19 protein-coding genes and 1 pseudogene are annotated in these 18,989 nt (G+C 42.8%); 15 read left to right on the top strand and 5 right to left on the bottom strand.

Annotation, left to right across the window (positions count from 1 at the left end; all coding sequences use genetic code 11):
- Positions 1-11: 11 nt before the first annotated feature.
- Positions 12-2,978 (bottom strand): formate dehydrogenase subunit alpha, encoded by a 2,967-nt coding sequence (gene fdhF, locus HHK01_RS12775; protein WP_407646910.1) that lies wholly within the window; start codon positions 2,976-2,978, stop codon positions 12-14.
- 327 nt (positions 2,979-3,305) lie between these two features.
- Here fdhF and HHK01_RS12770 point away from each other — a divergent pair, with 327 nt between their 5' ends.
- The 4 genes from HHK01_RS12770 (at position 3,306) to HHK01_RS12755 (ending at position 6,537) form a co-directional block, all read left to right on the top strand.
- Positions 3,306-3,650 (top strand): Na-translocating system protein MpsC family protein, encoded by a 345-nt coding sequence (locus HHK01_RS12770; protein WP_170008132.1) that lies wholly within the window; start codon positions 3,306-3,308, stop codon positions 3,648-3,650.
- Positions 3,651-3,663: 13 nt separating this feature from the next.
- Positions 3,664-4,461 (top strand): formate dehydrogenase accessory sulfurtransferase FdhD, encoded by a 798-nt coding sequence (fdhD, locus tag HHK01_RS12765; RefSeq protein ID WP_170008131.1) that lies wholly within the window; start codon positions 3,664-3,666, stop codon positions 4,459-4,461.
- 25 nt (positions 4,462-4,486) lie between these two features.
- Positions 4,487-5,503, top strand: coding sequence for a GTP 3',8-cyclase MoaA (gene moaA / locus HHK01_RS12760; RefSeq protein WP_170008130.1), 1,017 nt, complete (start codon positions 4,487-4,489; stop codon positions 5,501-5,503).
- A gap of 233 nt (positions 5,504-5,736) precedes the next feature.
- The gene (locus HHK01_RS12755; protein WP_170008129.1) at positions 5,737-6,537 is read left to right on the top strand and encodes a formate channel; all 801 of its coding nucleotides are present in this window, start codon (positions 5,737-5,739) and stop codon (positions 6,535-6,537) included.
- 92 nt (positions 6,538-6,629) lie between these two features.
- On the opposite strand, the gene moaC is transcribed toward HHK01_RS12755, so the two are convergent.
- From moaC to HHK01_RS12740, 3 genes are read right to left on the bottom strand one after another with little or no spacing between them, the layout of a single operon-like run.
- On the bottom strand, positions 6,630-7,118 hold the full coding sequence (gene moaC / locus HHK01_RS12750) for a cyclic pyranopterin monophosphate synthase MoaC (protein WP_170008128.1): 489 nt from the start codon (positions 7,116-7,118) through the stop codon (positions 6,630-6,632).
- 25 nt (positions 7,119-7,143) lie between these two features.
- Complete coding sequence (locus HHK01_RS12745; protein ID WP_170008127.1) at positions 7,144-7,716, bottom strand: molybdenum cofactor guanylyltransferase; 573 nt, start codon at positions 7,714-7,716, stop codon at positions 7,144-7,146.
- Entirely contained in the window at positions 7,713-8,207 is a 495-nt protein-coding gene (locus HHK01_RS12740) for a MogA/MoaB family molybdenum cofactor biosynthesis protein (protein ID WP_170008792.1), read from the bottom strand. Before HHK01_RS12740 ends, HHK01_RS12745 begins: the two co-directional genes overlap by 4 nt.
- A gap of 162 nt (positions 8,208-8,369) precedes the next feature.
- Between HHK01_RS12740 and HHK01_RS12735 the strand changes: the two genes are divergently transcribed.
- Genes HHK01_RS12735 through modB form a run of 7 tightly spaced genes read left to right on the top strand, consistent with a single transcriptional unit; the run spans position 8,370 to position 13,409 of the window.
- Positions 8,370-9,386 carry a molybdopterin-synthase adenylyltransferase MoeB gene (locus HHK01_RS12735; protein ID WP_170008791.1) on the top strand — a complete coding sequence of 339 codons (1,017 nt, stop codon included), beginning with the start codon at positions 8,370-8,372 and terminating at the stop codon, positions 9,384-9,386.
- Between the two features lie 17 nt (positions 9,387-9,403).
- Positions 9,404-10,699 carry a molybdopterin molybdotransferase MoeA gene (locus HHK01_RS12730; protein ID WP_170008126.1) on the top strand — a complete coding sequence of 432 codons (1,296 nt, stop codon included), beginning with the start codon at positions 9,404-9,406 and terminating at the stop codon, positions 10,697-10,699.
- Positions 10,660-11,184: a molybdopterin-guanine dinucleotide biosynthesis protein B gene (gene mobB, locus HHK01_RS12725; RefSeq protein WP_170008125.1), complete on the top strand. Its 525-nt coding sequence runs from the start codon at positions 10,660-10,662 to the stop codon at positions 11,182-11,184. The genes HHK01_RS12730 and mobB overlap by 40 nt, the downstream gene beginning before the upstream one ends.
- Before the next feature lie 33 nt (positions 11,185-11,217).
- On the top strand, positions 11,218-11,691 hold the full coding sequence (locus tag HHK01_RS12720; protein WP_170008124.1) for a molybdenum cofactor biosynthesis protein MoaE: 474 nt from the start codon (positions 11,218-11,220) through the stop codon (positions 11,689-11,691).
- Positions 11,688-11,921 carry a molybdopterin converting factor subunit 1 gene (gene moaD / locus HHK01_RS12715; protein WP_170008123.1) on the top strand — a complete coding sequence of 78 codons (234 nt, stop codon included), beginning with the start codon at positions 11,688-11,690 and terminating at the stop codon, positions 11,919-11,921. The genes HHK01_RS12720 and moaD overlap by 4 nt, the downstream gene beginning before the upstream one ends.
- A 37-nt stretch (positions 11,922-11,958) precedes the next feature.
- Positions 11,959-12,747: a molybdate ABC transporter substrate-binding protein gene (modA, locus tag HHK01_RS12710; RefSeq protein ID WP_170008790.1), complete on the top strand. Its 789-nt coding sequence runs from the start codon at positions 11,959-11,961 to the stop codon at positions 12,745-12,747.
- Positions 12,744-13,409 carry a molybdate ABC transporter permease subunit gene (gene modB / locus HHK01_RS12705; protein WP_170008122.1) on the top strand — a complete coding sequence of 222 codons (666 nt, stop codon included), beginning with the start codon at positions 12,744-12,746 and terminating at the stop codon, positions 13,407-13,409. Before modA ends, modB begins: the two co-directional genes overlap by 4 nt.
- 838 nt (positions 13,410-14,247) lie before the next feature.
- Here the strand turns inward: modB and HHK01_RS12700 are convergent.
- A pseudogene (locus HHK01_RS12700) lies at positions 14,248-14,445 on the bottom strand (IS5/IS1182 family transposase); the annotation flags it as partial.
- 263 nt (positions 14,446-14,708) lie between these two features.
- Between HHK01_RS12700 and HHK01_RS12695 the strand changes: the two are divergent.
- The 4 genes from HHK01_RS12695 (at position 14,709) to HHK01_RS12680 (ending at position 18,975) form a co-directional block, all read left to right on the top strand.
- Positions 14,709-15,872 (top strand): GAF and HD-GYP domain-containing protein, encoded by a 1,164-nt coding sequence (locus tag HHK01_RS12695; RefSeq protein WP_170008121.1) that lies wholly within the window; start codon positions 14,709-14,711, stop codon positions 15,870-15,872.
- Complete coding sequence (locus HHK01_RS12690) at positions 15,859-16,203, top strand: DUF3307 domain-containing protein (protein ID WP_170008120.1); 345 nt, start codon at positions 15,859-15,861, stop codon at positions 16,201-16,203. The genes HHK01_RS12695 and HHK01_RS12690 overlap by 14 nt, the downstream gene beginning before the upstream one ends.
- A gap of 15 nt (positions 16,204-16,218) precedes the next feature.
- Positions 16,219-18,102 carry an adenylate/guanylate cyclase domain-containing protein gene (locus tag HHK01_RS12685; protein ID WP_170008119.1) on the top strand — a complete coding sequence of 628 codons (1,884 nt, stop codon included), beginning with the start codon at positions 16,219-16,221 and terminating at the stop codon, positions 18,100-18,102.
- A gap of 159 nt (positions 18,103-18,261) precedes the next feature.
- Entirely contained in the window at positions 18,262-18,975 is a 714-nt protein-coding gene (locus HHK01_RS12680; protein ID WP_170008118.1) for a hypothetical protein, read from the top strand.
- Positions 18,976-18,989 lie beyond the last annotated feature (14 nt).

The raw sequence follows: 18,989 nt of genomic DNA, 5'->3' as shown, positions 1-18,989 counted from the left end.
TCATCTCCCCTTTAGTTATCTGTTAAGTGAACATAACCAGGACGATTCCACTTGCGCTCTACCTCAACACCATTTTGAGGGTAACGCTTTTTGTTGCGTGGGTTCGTTTTTGGCAACGGATGATCACCGCTAGCATTTAGTACTTCCATACGCACTTTTGTTTGTTTATAAGCAGGTGTGTGTGTACGGTTGTCGTAAATTGGCCCTGTTAAGAAGTTAATTGCTGAGTCTTTGTCGACAGAGTTCATCGGTAAGTACAGCTCGTTTTTCTTCACCCGATCTGTTACAAGTGCGGTTAACTTCACTGCCCCGAACGGAGACACTAAGCGTACAAGCGCACCGTCATTCACACCGCGTTCTTTTGCAAGTTGTGGAGACACTTCAACGAATACTTCAGGCACTTTTGCTTGAATACCGGACGATTTGTTCGTCATATTTCCCTCATGGAAGTGCTCAAGCATACGACCGTTGTTAATATGAAGGTCGAATTCATCTGGGAATACAGCCGGCTCGACCCAGTCAGATAGAGCAAAGCGCGCTTTCTTATCAGGGAAATTAAAGCCATCTACGTACAGAAGCGGTGTGCTCTTACCGTCGTGACTTCCCCATAGGAAACTGTTCCAGCCTTCTAAAACTTCGTAGTTTGCTTCTCCGAATAGTGGAGCTAAGCTGGCCATCTCTTCAAAAATTTCGCTCGGGTGGTCGTAGTTCCAGTCTGCACCTAGACGGTTGGCAATCTCTTGTACAATCCACCAGTCAGGCATAGAATTTCCTAGGGGAGGGAGCGCTTGGTACAGGCGTTGCACACGTCGTTCTGTGTTTGTAAAGGTTCCTTCTTTTTCAAGAGACGGTGTAGCAGGCAGTACGACATCTGCATATTGGGCAGTTCTGGAAAGGAAGATGTCTTGAACGACAAAGAAATCGAGACTAGATAACACTTCATGTACATGGTTAGCATCGGAATCAACGAGTGCCATATCTTCCCCAACAAGGTACATCGCTTTCATGTTGCCTTTACTAATCTCTTGAAGCATTTCGATATTATCAAGGCCAGGTTTTCCATCGATGCTTACACCGTAAGTCTTTTCAAATTTTGCACGTGCTTTGTCATCTGTCACGTGCTGATAACCTGGGAGCCACCCTGGAAGTGTCCCCATGTCACAAGCACCTTGGACGTTGTTATGACCACGAAGAGGATAGGCCCCTGCCCCCGGACGGCGATAATTCCCTGTTGCGAGTAACAAGTTTGAAATGGCAGCTGAAGTATCGGAACCCCCCGTATTTTGCGTGACACCCATGCCCCAAAGCACACAAGTCCCGTCTGCATCGCGAATCGTTTCGGCAACCTCAATAAGGGTTTCCGTTGAAATGCCTGTAATTTCTTCTGCATAGTCTAATGTGTACTTGGCAAGAGCTTCTTTGTATTCATCGAAGAAGTTGACATTCTCTTCGATAAAGGAGTGATCGTGCCATCCTTGATCGATCATATATTTCGTAACCGCCATCAACCATACTTGGTCTGTTCCTTGCTTAGGGCTCATAAAAATATCAGATCGCTCTGCCATTTCGTTTTTGCGAAGGTCCGAAACGATTAGCTTTTGCCCATGAAGCTTGTGGGCACGCTTCACGCGAGTGGCTAAAACAGGATGACCTTCTGCTGGGTTTGCACCTACGATTATGACAAGACCTGCTTTGGCAATATCTTTAATTGTACCGGCATCTCCACCCATACCAACCGTACGGAATAATCCGTCTGTCGCCGGAGATTGGCAATAACGAGAGCAGTTGTCTACGTTATTCGTTTCAAAAACCTGTCTTGCTAGTTTTTGAATCACGTAGTTTTCTTCATTTGTAATTTTAGAGGAAGAGATAAAGCCTACAGAACCATTTCCGTGTTGTTCTTTAATCGTACCTAATCTACTCGCAACTAGATCTAGTGCCTCTTTCCAGCTTGACTCAACGAATGTGCCGTTTTTGCGGATTAAAGGTTTCGTTAAACGCTCTTCAGAGTTGACGAAATCCCAACCAAATTTCCCTTTTACACAAGTAGAAATCGCATTTACAGGTCCATCAGTCGGTTGGATCTTCAAAATTTTACGATCCTTCGTCCACACTTCAAACGAGCAACCTACACCACAGAACGTACACACTGTTTTTGTCTTCTTCGTGCGTGTGTCACGCATCGCGGCTTCCACTTCTGAAACGGCGAAAATTCCGCTATAGCCAGGCTCCACTTCTTTAACAAGGTCAATCATGGGTTCCATCATGTCTTTATCAAGCTTCGTCATAAATCCGGCTTCACCGAGCATGGATTTTTCCATCAACGCATTACAGGGGCAAACGGTTACACATTGACCGCAGCTTACACAAGAAGAGTTGTTAATAGATGCCCCGTCATCCCAAACGACACGTGGGCGCTCTGCTTCCCAGTCGATGGAGAGAGTTTCATTGACTTGAAGGCTTTGACACACTTCCACACACTGTCCGCACGCGATACATTGATTCGGGTCGTAGCGATAAAAAGGATGCGACATGTCGACACCATCTAAGTCGACTTTTGGCGTGTATGGATATTTTTGATGCTCAATCTCCATCATCTCTGCCGTGTTATGTAGCTTGCAATTCCCGTTGTTGTTATCACAAACGGTGCAGTATAGAAGATGGTTTTCTAGTAGTCGGTCCATCGCTTCGGTTTGTGCTTCTTTTGCACCGTCAGAGCTCAGTTCAACACGCATCCCATCTGCAACGTGTGTAGAACAAGACCGCACAAGTTTCCCGTTTGCCTCAACGATACAGGTGTCACATGTCTGAATCGGATCCAGTTCAGGCACATAGCAAATTTGTGGATGGGGTATTTCATGTTGATTGATCGTTTCTAATAAGGTCGAACCAGATTTTGTTTCATAATCCACACCATTAATTTTGATCGTGATCGTGGAAACGCTCACAATATTCTCCTCCTTTTTACGAATAGACATAAAAAAACCACCACGATTACACCCCTGCATCAAACAGGCGAAGTGTAATTCATGGTGGAGTAGCTTACAAGCAGAACTTGCTAATATACCAATCCTGACCATCGTAAATGAATAGAAAGATAGACTCATAACAGCACGCTATTATGTTTCCATCGGTCTTGTTAGTATAGCGTTAATTCCGAAAAGAAACAATACTGTACTTAAGAATGACTTTGCCAGTTGCCCCTGCTTTTATTTTTTAAAGTATTGATTTATGATGAGGAAATTGTATGGGGAAAGTAAAAAAGTGCAAAATGGTATTCAACTTTGAAGGGGGGCTAGTCTGTCATGTCGAAAGTAATCCATGAGTTCAATGATATGATTCGTAAACTGCGCAAGGATTCATTTGGTAAAGGTCCTGAGCGAATTCATACGGTTTTTGTTGAGAACATGGCCATTTCCACGTTGTACGGTAATCTGACTCCGACAGAAGTATTTATCTCAAGGACCGAGGAAGGAAAAGAGATGGTCCGCGTGGCTAGGACAAAAATGATTCAAGACGTATACTCAGTGAGTCCCCCAGAAGGCATGGAGGAACTAGTGGGCGCCAAGCTAGTTCATTTATTCTCAGATATGAAAATTGAAGAAAATATAGCGGTCTCCGTGTTTGTTTTTGATCAGAACATAACGTAAAGGTGGTGACAACGTGAAGGAGATTTCGGTTAAGCGAAAAATTATCCGTATCGAAGGAGATCACCTTAAACGAACGGAAGATACGGTAGTGACTGAGTTCCCTGTTACGGTGAAAATTAATGGACAGGAATTTGTTACAATGGTTTGCACACCTGAGCATATAGAAGACATGGTGACAGGTTTTCTAGCGTCAGAAGGAGTCATACGAAACTACGAAGAAATAAAAGAAATTTGGGTGCAAGAAAAAGAGGGATTTGTACACATCAAAACAGATAAGACCAATCCCTATTATCAAAATTTCCAAAACAAGCGCTACATTACTTCGTGCTGTGGAGCGAGTCGACAAGGCTTTGTTTTTGTGAATGATGCATTGACGGCCAAAAAGATGAATAACATGAGAGTTAACCTTACTCCACATGATTGCTTTAGGTTAATGGGCGAATTACAAAATTCTGCTGTCACGTTCAAAAACACAGGCGGAGTTCATAATGCTGCTCTATGTGATGTGAACGGTGTTGTGCTGAGTAGAATGGACATTGGTCGTCATAATGCGTTAGATAAAATATACGGCTACTGCTTGAAAAATGGAATATCAATTGAAGATAAGGTGATCGTATTTAGCGGTCGAATCTCTTCTGAAATTTTGTTGAAGGTAGCGAAAATTGGTTGTGAAGTCGTTCTGTCAAAATCAGCCCCGACTGAACTGGCGTTACAATTAGCTGAAGAATTGGGGATTACGACAGTCGGATTTATTCGGAATGATTCTATGAATATTTACACGTGTCCGGATCGAATCAATCTAGGTGAGTAGAAACAGAAAGAAGGAGGCGATGAATATGCGTCATACAGTACTAGATACGTTCCAACGTCCACTAAAGGATTTGCGTTTATCTGTGACAGACCGATGTAATTTTCGCTGTCGATATTGTATGCCCGAAGAAATATTTGGTCCTGATTACTCTTTTTTAGCAAAAGATAAAATTTTATCTTTTGAGGAAATGGAGCGATTAACGTCTATTTTCGTTTCGCTCGGTGTCACAAAGGTGCGAATCACTGGGGGCGAGCCTTTACTTCGAAAAGATCTTCCTAACTTAATCCAACGATTGAGCGCAATTGACGGTGTAAAAGATCTTGCGATTACAACAAACGGGTCCCTCTTGAAAAAGTTTGCCCGTGAGCTGCGCGATGCAGGATTATCTCGTGTGACAGTTAGTCTCGATTCACTAAATGAGAAAAGATTTAGTGAATTGAACGGAAATAGAGGGAACGTGAAAAAGGTTTTAGACGGAATCGAGGCAGCAACTGAAGTTGGTCTGAAAGTGAAAATCAACATGGTGGTGCAAAGAGGGAAAAATGATGAAGATATTGTGCCGATGGCTAAGTATTTTAAAGAAAAGAAACATATCCTTCGATTTATTGAATACATGGATGTGGGCAACTCAAATGGATGGAAAATGGAAGAAGTGGCAACGAAGAAAGACATTCTTGACAAGATCAATCAAGTAATGCCCCTCCAACCGATCGAGCCAAATTATGTTGGGGAGGTCGCCACTAGATATCAATATTCGGACGATCATCAAGAGATTGGAATCATCTCGTCTGTTACGGATTCATTTTGTTCCACTTGTTCAAGAGCAAGAGTTTCTGCGGAAGGAAAGCTCTATACGTGTTTATTTGCTACGAAAGGGGTAGACCTTCGTAGCCTGCTTCGGACTGAGCAATCAAATGAAGTCGTTGCTAAGACCGTTTCTGATATTTGGAACCATCGCGTCGACCGCTACTCTGATGAGCGAACGAGCGATCGTGACGTAAGAAAAAATGAAAAGGTTGAAATGTCGCACATTGGTGGATGAAAGAATGAATGAAAAAGAGACTAGTCATTCTCTTTTTTCTTTGATAATATGAATATGCTAAAAAACGCGAATGGAAAACATGCAAGTTCTGTATTTTTTCTATTTTATAATAGGAAAATGATGGTTGATTTTACTGTAGAGAAGTGCAGGAAAATTAGGCAGCATTCGAAAACCCTTTTCTTTTGGGTTTTTTGAATGCTGCCTTTTTTATTGACGAGGATGGAGGAGACATAATGGCATTTCAAAAGCCGCAACAAATTGCAGAACTGACAATTGAAACAGGGGTACAAAAGACAAAGCTACCTCTTACATCGGTACTTATTCTTGGGTTTTTAGGGGGAGCTTTTATATCATTAGGCTTCTTGCTCGATATTCGTGTCATCGGAAATCTACCTCCGGAATGGGGTAGTCTTTCTACCCTTCTTGGAGCAGCTGTCTTTCCTGTTGGTCTCGTTTTGATTGTCCTTGCTGGAGGGGAGTTAATCACAGGGAATATCATGTCAGTGTCTATGGCTGCCTACGCGAAAAAAATCACCATGAAGCAGCTTTGGAACAACTGGTTTTGGGTGACTCTCTCGAATTTTGTAGGTGCTCTTTTTGTAGCGTATTTCTTTGGGCACGTTGTCGGGTTAACAGAAACAGGACCCTTTTTGGATAAAACAGTTGCGTTGGCAGAAGGGAAATTAGCTGAATCGTTCGGACAGACGGTGATTTCGGCTATTGGTGCCAACTGGCTAGTTTGTCTCGCCATTTGGATCGCTTACGGTGCTGATGATATGACGGGAAAAATCATCGGAATCTGGTTTCCGATTATGGCATTTGTCGCAATCGGGTTCCAGCATGTAGTCGCGAATATGTTTCTTATACCAGCAGCTATATTTGCAGGCTACTTTACTTGGGGGGACTTCGCCTCAAATATTATCCCGACGTTTATTGGGAATGTGATAGGTGGGGCAGTGTTTGTTGGATTGGCATACTTTTCCACCTACAACAAACAGAGCCATCCTTACCGAGAACTGAAGAAAGCCTCTTAAATTCGGAACGACTTTATTATAAAGATATGAAACAGGACTGACTCGTGAAGGGGAAATCTCCCTTTGAGTCAGTCCTCTCTGCTACTTATGGGTCATAATTTTCCGTGGAAAAAGACTCCACTTTTGCCGCCAGTCTTTTGTACTAATAAAGTTTCTTTCATTACCATACTTTTATCAACCGCTTTGCACATATCATAAAACGTGAGCGCGGCTATAGAGACGGCGGTCAGTGCTTCCATCTCGACTCCGGTTTTCCCGTCGCACTTCACTGTGGATTGAATGGTTAAGTCATATCCTTCAGCGGTTTTCTCATAAGTGAAGCTAAAGTCAGTGCCTTGCAACGCTATCGGATGACACATGGGAATGATGTCTGAGGTTTTTTTAGCACCCATAATGCCAGCAATTTGTGCGACCTGGAGTGGGTCACCCTTTTTAATCATGCCACTTTGGATGGCGTCATATAGCTCGCTTGATAGTGAAATAGTGCTCCTAGCTACGGCAGTTCGCTTCGTTATATCTTTGTCGGAAATATCAACCATTCGAGGCCGTCCTTCCTCATTCCAGTGTGAAAAGTTGCTCATGATCTGCCTCCTTGTCTAGATGTGTTTAGTTATGATCCAACCAATCCTCTTGATAATTCATGTTAGTGAATACTTTATCGTCAGCGGGAAACGGAACGGTTAACGTGCGGACATCATCTAATAGCAGACGAATTTTTCTTTGCTTTTCAACTAACAGCTGCTCTATTCTTTTGACATTCCGTCTATGGTATAAAGCTAAGAGTGGTTGCAGTCTTCCGGATTGAATCGGGACAATTGCGTCATATTGATCGCTATCGACGTAACCGATCATCTTGCTAACAAAGGTAGAAGTAACAAAAGGGATGTCGCATGATAGGACAAAAAACCATTCAGCATCGGGTACTTGCGACATGACTTGATAGATTGCGTACAAAGGACCTTGATGCGGCTGCTCTTCTAGAATCAAGAGAATATCATCCCTTTGAAAAGAGGGACTGAGCTGGTCGTTTGTTGAAATAATAATAGGTGCAAGGGAATTGTCCTTTAAGGCGTCTACACTATGCTCGTAGAACTGTTTTCCTTTGTACGTTTCAAACATTTTCGGTTTTCCGTATCGTGAGGATTTTCCGCCTGCCAAAACGACTCCGATGATCGTCATTGGCGATTCAATTCCTCTACAAAATGTTGAAAGGTCGGTAAAATGAGTGTAGTCATCGCTAATTTGACAGCATTCGTTGACCCTGGAAGAGCATAGACAGCTTTACGACCCATGCTACCAGCTACCGCTCTACTGAACATAGACTTAGGACCAATCTCTGCAAAACTTAAGGAGCGAAACAACTCTCCAAAGCCTTGCATTTCTTTTTCTAATAAACTTGAAACAGCCTCATGCGTAACATCTCTCGGAGTGAAACCAGTGCCACCTGTAATAATGATCGCTTGGATGGAAGGGTCTTTACGCCAAGATTCTATGGTGGATGTAATTGCGGAAATGTCGTCTTGGATAATCGTATAATCGACGACATTATGATTGCTTTCTTTAAGAAGGGTTTGAATTTGTTGACCACTTCTATCATCGTCAACGGATCTTGTATCGCTGACTGTCAACACCGCCGTCGAAACTGTGAGGGATTCGTTATGAACATGCATGTGCTCTTTCACACTCTCCTTTGGATGCGCCTAAAAAGTTAGTCGTTTCATTTCATCATCTAGTATTACACGACCGTCACTTGAATGCCAGTTGTACGTATAGGGGATAATTCACTGATGAAGAACATGAGAGAACGCTGGAATAGAAAGGAAGGCAATCTATTGAATGATCGCTACTCACGGCAACAATTGTTTGCCAATATAGGGGAAAAGGGACAGGAGAAAATTAGGAGTAAACATGCGTTCATAGTTGGCGCAGGAGCGTTAGGAAGTGCTAGTGCGGAAGCGTTGGTTAGAGCAGGTATTGGCAAGCTGACCATCATTGACCGCGATTACGTGGAATGGAGTAATTTACAACGGCAACAGTTGTATGCTGAAGGGGATGCGAGCAGGCAACTTCCAAAAGCAATCGCTGCTAAACAACGACTAGGTCAAATTAACTCGGACGTTCAAGTTGAAGCCCTCGTCATGGATGCAACACCTGGAGGCTTAGAAGGACTACTTGATGATGTTGACGTGATTGTAGATGCTACAGATAACTTTGATATTCGCTTTGTAGTAAACGACTTAGCGCATAAATGCAATATCCCTTGGATTTATGGCTCGTGTGTAGGAAGCTACGGTGTTACCTATACCATTGTACCTGGGCAAACGCCGTGTTTGAATTGTATGCTCAGTCAAATCCCCGTTGTCGGTGCAACGTGTGATACAGCGGGTATTATTAGCCCAACCGTTCAAATGGTGGCTGCCTATCAAGTGGCAGAAGCGTTTAAGATCCTCGTTGATGATTTTTCTGCGTTAAGACGCTCGTTTTTGACATTTGATTTATGGAGTAACCAGCATTATTCGATGAACTTAGATAAGATGAAGACAGACAGCTGTTTGACGTGTGGGACGGATAGAACATATCCGTATTTAACGTATGAGAACCAAACGAAGACAGAAGTTTTATGCGGAAGGGATACCGTACAAATTAGACCACCAAGAACGGTGCAGTATAACTTTGATCAATTAGAGAAACAATTGAGGAATCATGGGGAAGTTGGGCGGAATCCGTATTTGTTGTCTTGTCAGTTGTCTGATTATCGTTTAGTCATTTTTCGTGATGGACGAGCTTTTGTTCACGGGACAAATGATATTCAGGAAGCGAAAAAACTGTATTATCAATTGCTAGGTTAGTAGGAGGAGTGAACGGAATGGTAGAAAAGCGTACCCCTATTTCTGTTAGTGAGGCAGTAAGCAAAGTTATGCACTACGCTAAAAGTGGAGTGAAGGAATCGGTATCGCTCCAGCAGGCACACGGACGGTTTCTTGCGGAAGATTTAGTTGCTGACCATGACGTCCCTTCCTTTGATCGTTCCCCTTATGACGGCTTTGCCATTCGGGCAGAGGATACAGAAGGAGCGAATTCGAATGTTCCAATCATTTTGGATGTGGTCGGGGAAATTGGGGCCGGATCGGTTTTTGATGATTTCGTGCAAAGTGGTCAAGCTGTTAGAATTATGACTGGAGCGGCGATTCCGGAAGGCTGCAATGCGGTTGTTATGCTGGAATTATCGAGGGAATTAAGCGAAGGAAGTAGGAAGTTTGTTGAGTTGAAACGGGCCTATCAAAAGGGAGACAATTTGTCCCTTCAAGGTGAGGATACTCGAAATGGTACCGTGCTCGCCGAAAAAGGAACGTTTATAAACGCCGGAATCTCTGCACTCCTTGCGACGTTTGGATACAGCGAGGTCCCAGTCTCTAAAAAGCCTGTCATCGGTGTTTTAGCAACAGGAAGTGAACTTCTAGAAGTAGAACAGCCGCTTGAACCGGGGAAAATTCGCAACAGTAATGCTTACATGATCCTATCGCAAATTGAGCGTGTCGGTGGAGACGTCATCTATTTTGGAAAACTAAGTGATGATCTTGATAGCTGTCTAACCGCTGTTAAAGCGGCCCTTTCTCAAGTGGATATGCTCATTACAACGGGTGGCGTTTCTGTGGGCGACTACGATTATTTGCCAGAGATCTATGCTACGTTAGGGGCGTCAGTTCTCTTTAACAAAGTGGCGATGAGACCAGGAAGTGTAACGACAGTAGCTGCACTCGATGGAAAGCTCTTGTTCGGTTTATCTGGAAATCCTTCCGCTTGTTACGTCGGTTTTGAACTTTTCGTCCGTCCTATTATTCGGACGTTTCTGTTTAACGAGAAGCCTCATTTAAAAAGGGTGAAAGCGCATTTAGGAGAAGATTTCAAAAAGGCAAATCCTTTTACTCGTTTTGTCAGAGCGACACTTGAATATGGAGATGACGGTGAATTACTCATTTCACCGTCGGGCTTCAATAAATCGAATGCTGTCTCATCGTTAGCTGCAGCAAATGCACTCATCCTCCTCCCCGGTGGAACGAGAGGCTATGAAAAAGGGATGTTAGTTGACGCTCTGTTGCTAGAAGATGTTCAAGGAAGTGAATGGCCGTGGGACAACATTGTGCCATCCTACAGATCGTAGGATATCAAAATAGTGGGAAGACGACGTTGGTGGAGAAGTTGATCTCTGCTGCAGGTCGAGCTGGCATGGTAGCGGCATCTATTAAGCATCACGGTCACGGTGGCGTACCATCAAACGAGTCTCTTCCTAAAGACAGCGTTCGCCATTTTGGAGCGGGAGCGATTGTGGCAGGCGTTGAAGGGGATGGGATTTTGCAGCTGTCAGCTCGTGTACAGAATTGGAGCCTTGAGCAAATAATTTCTATGTACGGTTTCTTTGAAATGGATGTCCTGTTCATAGAGGGGTACAAACAAGCAGCGTATCCTAAGGTAGTGCTTATTCGAAGTGGGGAGGATTTGCCTTTGCTCCAATCCTTAAAAAATATAAAGTGTGTCATCAGTCATGTTGAATTGGCGAAAGAGGGTTTTCCTCATTATCCTGTGTTTCGTCTAGACGAAGAGCAGTTATATGTTGATTTTTTACTGAAGCAAGTGCGGTCACTTTGAGCAGAAAATCCAGAAAATAAGTGGTGAAGCGGCGTGAAACAAAAGTTTTTTGAGATCACAAATAAGCCTATATTCGTTGACGAGGCGATACAAAAAGTTGCGAGAAGAGAAGCCGGTGCTATTACAACGTTTATAGGAACTGTAAGAGAGTTTACAAAGGGGAAAAAGACACTACATCTTGAATACGAAGCATATACATCAATGGCTGAAAAAATGCTCTGTCAAATTGGTGAGGAAATACAAAAGAAATGGCCAGATGCTGTAACGGCGATCACACACAGAGTAGGCAGGTTGGAAATAACAGATATTGCGGTGGTAATTGCCGTCTCCTCCCCACATCGGAGGACAGCCTACGAAGCAAATGAGTATGCTATTGAGCGGATTAAGCAAATCGTTCCTATTTGGAAGAAAGAGTTTTGGGAAGATGGCACGATGTGGATAGGGGATCAACTGGAGACGAAGGAATATCCAGAAGGAAAACCGCCAGCAGGAGGCGACACAAAATGATTACAATCTTATTTTTCGCCAACATAAGGGAAGAAGTTGGCTCGGAAAAAATAGAGCTAGACGTAAAAGAGATGACCATTTTGCAATTAAAAGAGCATCTCCAGAGCATGTATCAATTAAAATCAGTTGAACACGCTATGACAGCGATTAACGAAAGTTTTGTGACAGATGATGGGGTTGTGAAGGAAAATGATACAGTTGCCTTTATTCCGCCAGTTAGCGGAGGCTAATGTCACGGTGTCAGTCCCCCGTTACTGTAATGTGCTAATGCGAGGGGGATATGTCACCAGAAACTTTTGGCTTGTTGTGCTTGTACTTCTAGTAAGTGGTTGTTCAGCTTCAGAAAATAAGGACGATGTGGAGTTGACTGTTTCTGCAGCTGCTAGTTTGCAAGATGCATTAGCAGAAATTCAAAACGCTTTTGAAAAAGAATACCCCGACATTACGCTATTTTTCAACTTCGGTGCTTCAGGTTCATTGCAACAACAAATATTGCAAGGCGCACCTGTAGATCTATTTTTCTCTGCAGCAGAGGATAAATTCGCCAATGTTGTTCATGAGGGCTTTATTGATCAAGAGGATGCTGTTGCACTAGTAGGAAACGAGATGGTGGTAGTGATGTCTAAAAATAACGATACGCGTGTTGATGCTATGGAAGATTTAGCAAAGTTGGATGGATCTATTTCGATTGGAACGCCGGAGACTGTTCCAGCTGGAAAATACGCAAAAGAAGCTTTGGAGAATGTAGGGGTGTGGAAGGACGTTGAAAGCAATGTGATTTATGCAAAAGACGTCCGACAAGTACTGACCTATGTAGAAACGGGAAACGTAGAGGCGGGGATTGTGTATAAAACAGATGCAGCTATATCACAAAACGTCCAAATACTTGCCACCGTACCAGAAGCAACGTATTCATCCATCATTTATCCAATCGGCATTCTAAAAGGAACGAAGCATCCAGACGAGGCGAAAACTTTTTATGAATATCTTCAAGGGGATAAAGCTATGGAAATCTTACAAAAGTACGGTTTTAAGAGGCTGGAAAAAAGGGCATGATCAATGACTTTTGGACTCCTGTCAAACTTTCCGTAGAAATTGCAACTATCTCCCTACTCATTGTTTCCATACTAGGCATACTAGCTGCAAAGTTTATGTCAAAGAGACAATTCAGAGGAAAAATCATGGTAGAAACCGTGTTTCTGCTTCCATTAGTATTGCCTCCTTCAGTAGTTGGTTTTTTATTAATCGTTGTATTCGGCATGAATAGTCCGATCGGGCAAGCAATCGATTGGCTCTTTGATCAGTCGGTCATGTTTACGTGGTGGGCAGCCGTTATTGCTTCGACAATAGTGGCTTTTCCGCTTATGTATCAATCTGCGAAGACTGGTTTCGAAATGATTGATGAGGATATCGAAAATGCTTCTAGAGTGGATGGTGCCAATGATCTACAGGTATTTTTGCATATCTCCATGCCCCTTGCTTTTGGCTCCCTTATAACCGGAGGAATCTTAAGTTTTGCTAGGGCATTGGGTGAGTTTGGTGCTACTTTAATGTTTGCTGGAAATATCCCAGGCAAAACACAAACGATACCGACAGCAATTTATATGGCATTAGACTCGGGAAATATGGAACTAGCATGGTTATGGGTCGTTACCATCATGGTGATTTCCTTTTGTATGCTAAGCTTTGTTTTTTATTTGAATCAGTTTAAAAAATAAATGCTGATGGTAAAAGACTCTCTCTAGTGAACTCGTTAATCTTGGACGAGTTCTTTTCTGTGGAAAAGGGGGGAGTTACGCAAACTCCTAACACCACTATCTATCTCATTAGAAAACAAGATCAGATATTGAGTGAAAACTACATGGGGCTCCACTCTCACCACCTTGATCACAACGCAACTGCTTTGTGACCCGTTTCCATGCATGGTTGCGTGCTGCGCTCACGAATGATTTTTATATCGAATGAAATGATCCAAAGGTCGGATTAGTCCGTTAGCTTTTTAATTAATGGCTCTTTTCGTATCCTTTGTTGTTTTTACTAAACAGTTAACCCATGATACGACATACTGCTATGTTGATTTCCGCTGCAGGCGGACGCTTTCCGCGGGGCGGGCGGTGAGCCTCCTCATCGCTGCGCTCTTGCGGGGTCTCACCTGTCCCGCTGATCCCGCAGGAGTCGCCGCCATCCACTCCAATCAACGAACAGATAGCGATTACAAAACATCCCTTATGAAGTAGTCAGTTCAATACTAGCGAGAAAATACACGTGCACCCCTCAAGAATAAACTCTGCACTTTCTTCATGCAATGTATGTTCAAAACTAGCGGAGGAAATACACGTAGACTCCTGAGGAAAGGCGGAGACGCTGAAGAGGAGGGAAGGCTAAGAGCGCCACGTCCTGTGGCAACGCCTTTCTGACCCACGTCCTGTGGGCCCCCGCTCCAATCAACGGTTTGGAAATCAAGATTGAGCATGAACACAGCCTATAGTATAGGCAACTTGTTGTTGATTGAATAAGGCATGGATACGATCAGCAGCTAATTTTGAAGCATTACACTTTCGGCGGTGCCTGATCACGGGCTTCAAAATGGGTGGCGTCAATAGCCACCGTATCATCTGTAATAAAGCCCTCATGAACTGCTTGGAGCACAACTTGTTCTTGTGCTTCTTCTAAAATATTGGATTCACTCAATTTACCTAAAAGTCGCGAGTAGGAAGCGTTCCTCCAGTCTTTTGGTTCGTGCTTACTTACCATTATACAAGACTTGGGGAGGTACTCCTTTTACTATGTCTCAAAACCCTTGCGCTGCATGGGTTTTGAAATTCATTCATATACCATTTAAACTTCAAAAGTTGAATTAGCTTTGTGGTCCGCCGATATTGAAGGTATAGACGTTGTAGATGCGATAAAGTGGTTCAAGGAAGAAGGGAAGGTTATTCTTTTTTATTTGCGTGTCTACGCGGTGACATGAAGATAGACTTGCAGAAACTACATTATTACAAACGGAGAATGCATATATGGATGCAATCAAAGAACTAGAATTAAAAGTTGAAGAGCTATCCTCCCTTTTAGAGGCGTTTAAAGAGCTAAATTCAAATATTGAGATAGAAGAAGTCTTTCAAAATATTCTTCTGCAAATGGTTAAAGTGATTAAAGCCGAGGCCGGAACCTTATGGGTTGTCGACGAAGAAAAAGAAGAAGTAACAGCGAGTGCTGCATATGGCCCAACCTCCTCAACGATACGTAATATTAAAATGAACAGGGGAGAAGGCATTGTAGGTAAGGTGATCCTAACTGGCAAACCATACCTAATAGAAAATGTGGCAAAAGAACCTGCTTGGGCAAGGCGAGTCGATGAGACGAGCGGGTTTATTACGCGATCCATGATAACGGTTCCGCTAAACGCAAAAGGGAAAGCAATCGGTGCACTACAGCTTCTAAACAAAAAAAATGACGATTTCTTTTCAGACGAAGACGTTAATTTAGCACTTGCCCTAGCGAATCAATCTGCCCTAGCATTACATAACAGTCAAATGTACGACGAACTATATAAAATGTTTATGAGTGTCATCCGAACGCTTGCCCAAGTTCTCGACGCCCGCGATCCTTATACTGCAGGTCACTCAGAGCGAGTGGCCAAGTATTCCTCTTGGATTGCAAAAAAGATGGGTTACGGTACAAGAACATGTGATGAGCTGTATAAAGCAGCACTCTTACACGATATCGGGAAAATTGGCGTTTTAGATGAAATCCTTAGAAAACCAACCGGATTAACGAATGATGAATATGAAATCATGAAAAGTCACACAGAGATTGGGGCGAAAATTCTTTCGAATATGGAGCCCAAGGCTGTGATGAAAAACGCAGTCCAGATAGCAAGGTCTCACCATGAGCGGATGAATGGGACCGGTTATCCCGACCGATTGATAGGTGAGGAAATTCCAATGTTTGCTCGCATTGTCGGTGTTGCTGATGCGTTTGATGCCATGACAACTTCCCGTCCTTATAGCAAAGGCCATACTCTACAAGAAGGTGCGGCAGAATTGGTGAGGTGTAAGGAAACCCTATTCGATGAGAGGGTTGTCGACGCTTTTATAGCGATTCTCGAAGAATGTGACTTCAATCTAGAAAGCTATGGGATTCGATACGATGAAGGGGGTATTGGTCATGAGCCAGTTTGACCTTTTGTTAATCGGGCATTTCATCGGAGATTTCCTCTTGCAAACGTCGTGGATGGCGCAGTATAAATCAACCAAATGGATTCCGTTACTTACACATGTCACAGTATATACGACGATCGTTAGTTTATTTGGTTTCTTTTCTGGTCAAATTTCGCTTTTGGGCATCGCCATTATCTTTTTAGGACATGTTGTACTTGATCGAAAAACGTTTGTCACCTTTTGGGTAAAGAATATACAAGGGGCGAAGGATGGACCTGTACATAATTGGCTGTCCATTATGGTTGATCAAATTTTCCACATTATTTTATTAGCCATTGCCATTAATATTTGATAAGGGGGGAGGGAAATGCCACTTTCTGCAAAAAAGTATGTGATTGAAAAAGAATACCCTTTGCCTAGAAGTGTTGTTTGGAGATTACTGAGCGACACAGACCGTCTGAATCGGTTTATTGGGCTGTTTCCGGTTGAATTTAAACCAGCAATTACGGAAAAAGGGAATGTCTTTTTTCGGGAGGCTTTGGCAAAAGTAGCAGGGGTCATTCCACTAAACTGGAAGGAGTCCCCTTTTCAATGGGTTGAAAACGAATACTATGTTGTTGAGCGCCACTATCACGATGGTCCCCTGCAGCATTTTGTTGGTGGTATTGAGCTTTCTGACTGTGTTACAGGAACAAAAGTGCAGCTATTTGGAGAATTTACTGCTCGGAATATAATAGGCGTTGCGGCAATTCCCATAACAGGCTTGAAGTCGATGAAAAATACGATGAAGTATCTGGATGATTACTTAGTGAATCATAAAGGAGATGCTTCTTATCACCCTATGAAACAATCGAATCCTAAAATAAATGAGGCTGAGCTACAAAGACTAAAGAGAATATTAAGAGGATCTCCAGTTGATCCAGACTACGTGGAACTTCTCCACCGATATTTAGTAGAACGCGCTGATCGCGAAGTAGCCGAAATGAGACCAATACATATCGCCAACCAATGGGATGCAGATCCTGAACAGGTTTTACGCCTATTTTTATATGCCACAAAAGTAGGCATACTCAATTTGAGCTGGAATTTAATCTGTCCTAATTGTCGAGTGTCGAAAGCAGAGTACAGTTCATTATCTCAGTTACAAGAGCAATTTCATTGTGACTTATGTGGAATTAACTATGATGCGAATTTCGAAAAGTATGTGGAACTCTATTTTGCCTGTCATACCGCTATTCGACGAGCATTTGCTCAGACCTATTGTGTTGGGGGCCCTATGATCACACCTCATGTCAAAATTCAAAAGGTAATTGAAAAAGGAAAGAGTCATCAAATGGTCATCCCTAAAAGCGAGGATCAATTGCGGCTACGCGTTCTCCAGGCAAACCATGCTGTCATCCTGGAAAAGTCATCACCGACAGATACATTGAAGGAAGTTAACGTTCAATACAAAGATAGTGGCTGGTCTGAGTCATCCATAACGCTTTCTGCTGGAACGGAGTTTATTCACATACACAACGATAGCTCAAACGATATCGTTCTAGTTATTGAACAAACTGAGTGGAGCGATGAGGTGACTACGGCTGCAATGGTAACAGCGCTGCAGGAGTTTAGGGACTTATTCTCATCTGAAGTATTATCACCGGGTCAACAAGTAGGAATAGAGAACGTAACCATTTTGTTCAGTGACCTGCAAGGATCAACCTCTTTGTACGAGACTGTAGGAGATGCATATGCGTACGGGCAAGTCAGAAGGCATTTTGAATTTTTGACTCACTGGATCTCAAAAAATTCCGGAAGTGTTGTCAAAACCATTGGGGATGCAGTCATGGCTGTATTTCATTTGCCAGAGGATGGTTTAAGAGCGGCTTTGCAAATTCAAAAACATATATCGGAATTTAATGAACAAGGTTCGGATGAAATTATTTTGAAAATCGGTTTGTATAGTGGACCTGCGATCGCTGTTAATTCTAATGACGTGTTGGATTACTTCGGTAGAACTGTCAATATCGCCGCAAGAATTCAAGGTCAAAGTGTTGGGGACGATATTGTGTTCGGTGCAGATTATTTAGACAAGGAAAGCATTAGAACTATATTGCAAGAGGAAGAAGTAGTACTACAACCATTTCAAGCCGTTCTTAAAGGGATAAACGGGAGTGTGGACTTAGTGCGTCTCAGTCTGCGTGATTTTGATTGTGACCTTGAAGCGTCCTCAAAGCAGGATCTGTCTATTGGGGAGTATCGAACGTAGTAGACCACTGTGTTAGCGTGCACACTGGTCTTTTTTTGAGCAAATCATCGCTCTCTATATTCTTAATTACTGAGGTGTTTCGGCAAAAAAATAGGCGGCCGATGGATGTAACAAAGAGTGAAAATAAAGAGTCTAATGGGGTATAGGAGGTGGTTTGATGTGAAAAAAATGTCCTTTCTTATAATCATACTTTTACTTATGGCAGCATGCAATCCAACTGAACCATCAGAAGAAACAAAGGTGAAGGAACCTTCTTTAGAAGAACCTCAGCCTGATCCGAATGAACAACCTAAAGAAAACAATGAAACCGAGAAAGAGGAAGACGGCGGTAGCGACTTTGAACAGAATCAACCAGAGGGTGAAAGTCCAAAGGCGCAACCTAAATCAGAAGAAGAAATTACTGGTAAAATTATACAAATTCTCACTGAAGAGAACATGGAGAAATTCTCTCGTTATGTACATCCCGAAAAAGGTGTTCTTTTTTCACCGTATATCTACATTGCTCAGAACGCCTTAACGTTTGACCGAGAACAAGTTAATAGTTTGCTGAAAAGTGACGTTGTACATCACTGGGGTACGTTTGATGGAAGTGGAGAAGCGATGGAACTCACAGCAAATCAGTATTTTGAAACCTTTATACAGATCGATCTATTCACCAATCCAGATGAAGTCATTGTCAATGAAATGAAGCAAAGAGGAAATATGCTTAACAACGTAAAAGAAGTGTTTCCTAACTCGAAAACAGTTGAATTTTATGTCGAAGGAACTGAAACAATGACCGGCATGGATTGGAAGAGCTTGTTATTTGTTTTTGAAGAGTATGAGGAGGGTTTGAAGCTAGTAGCGATAGTTCATGATAGTTGGACAATTTAAAATGAGATAGGGTG

Source organism: Bacillus fonticola (assembly GCF_012955605.1).
Taxonomy (GTDB): domain Bacteria; phylum Bacillota; class Bacilli; order Bacillales; family JC228; genus Bacillus_CG; species Bacillus_CG fonticola.
This window is presented reverse-complemented; position numbering and strand designations above follow the sequence as displayed.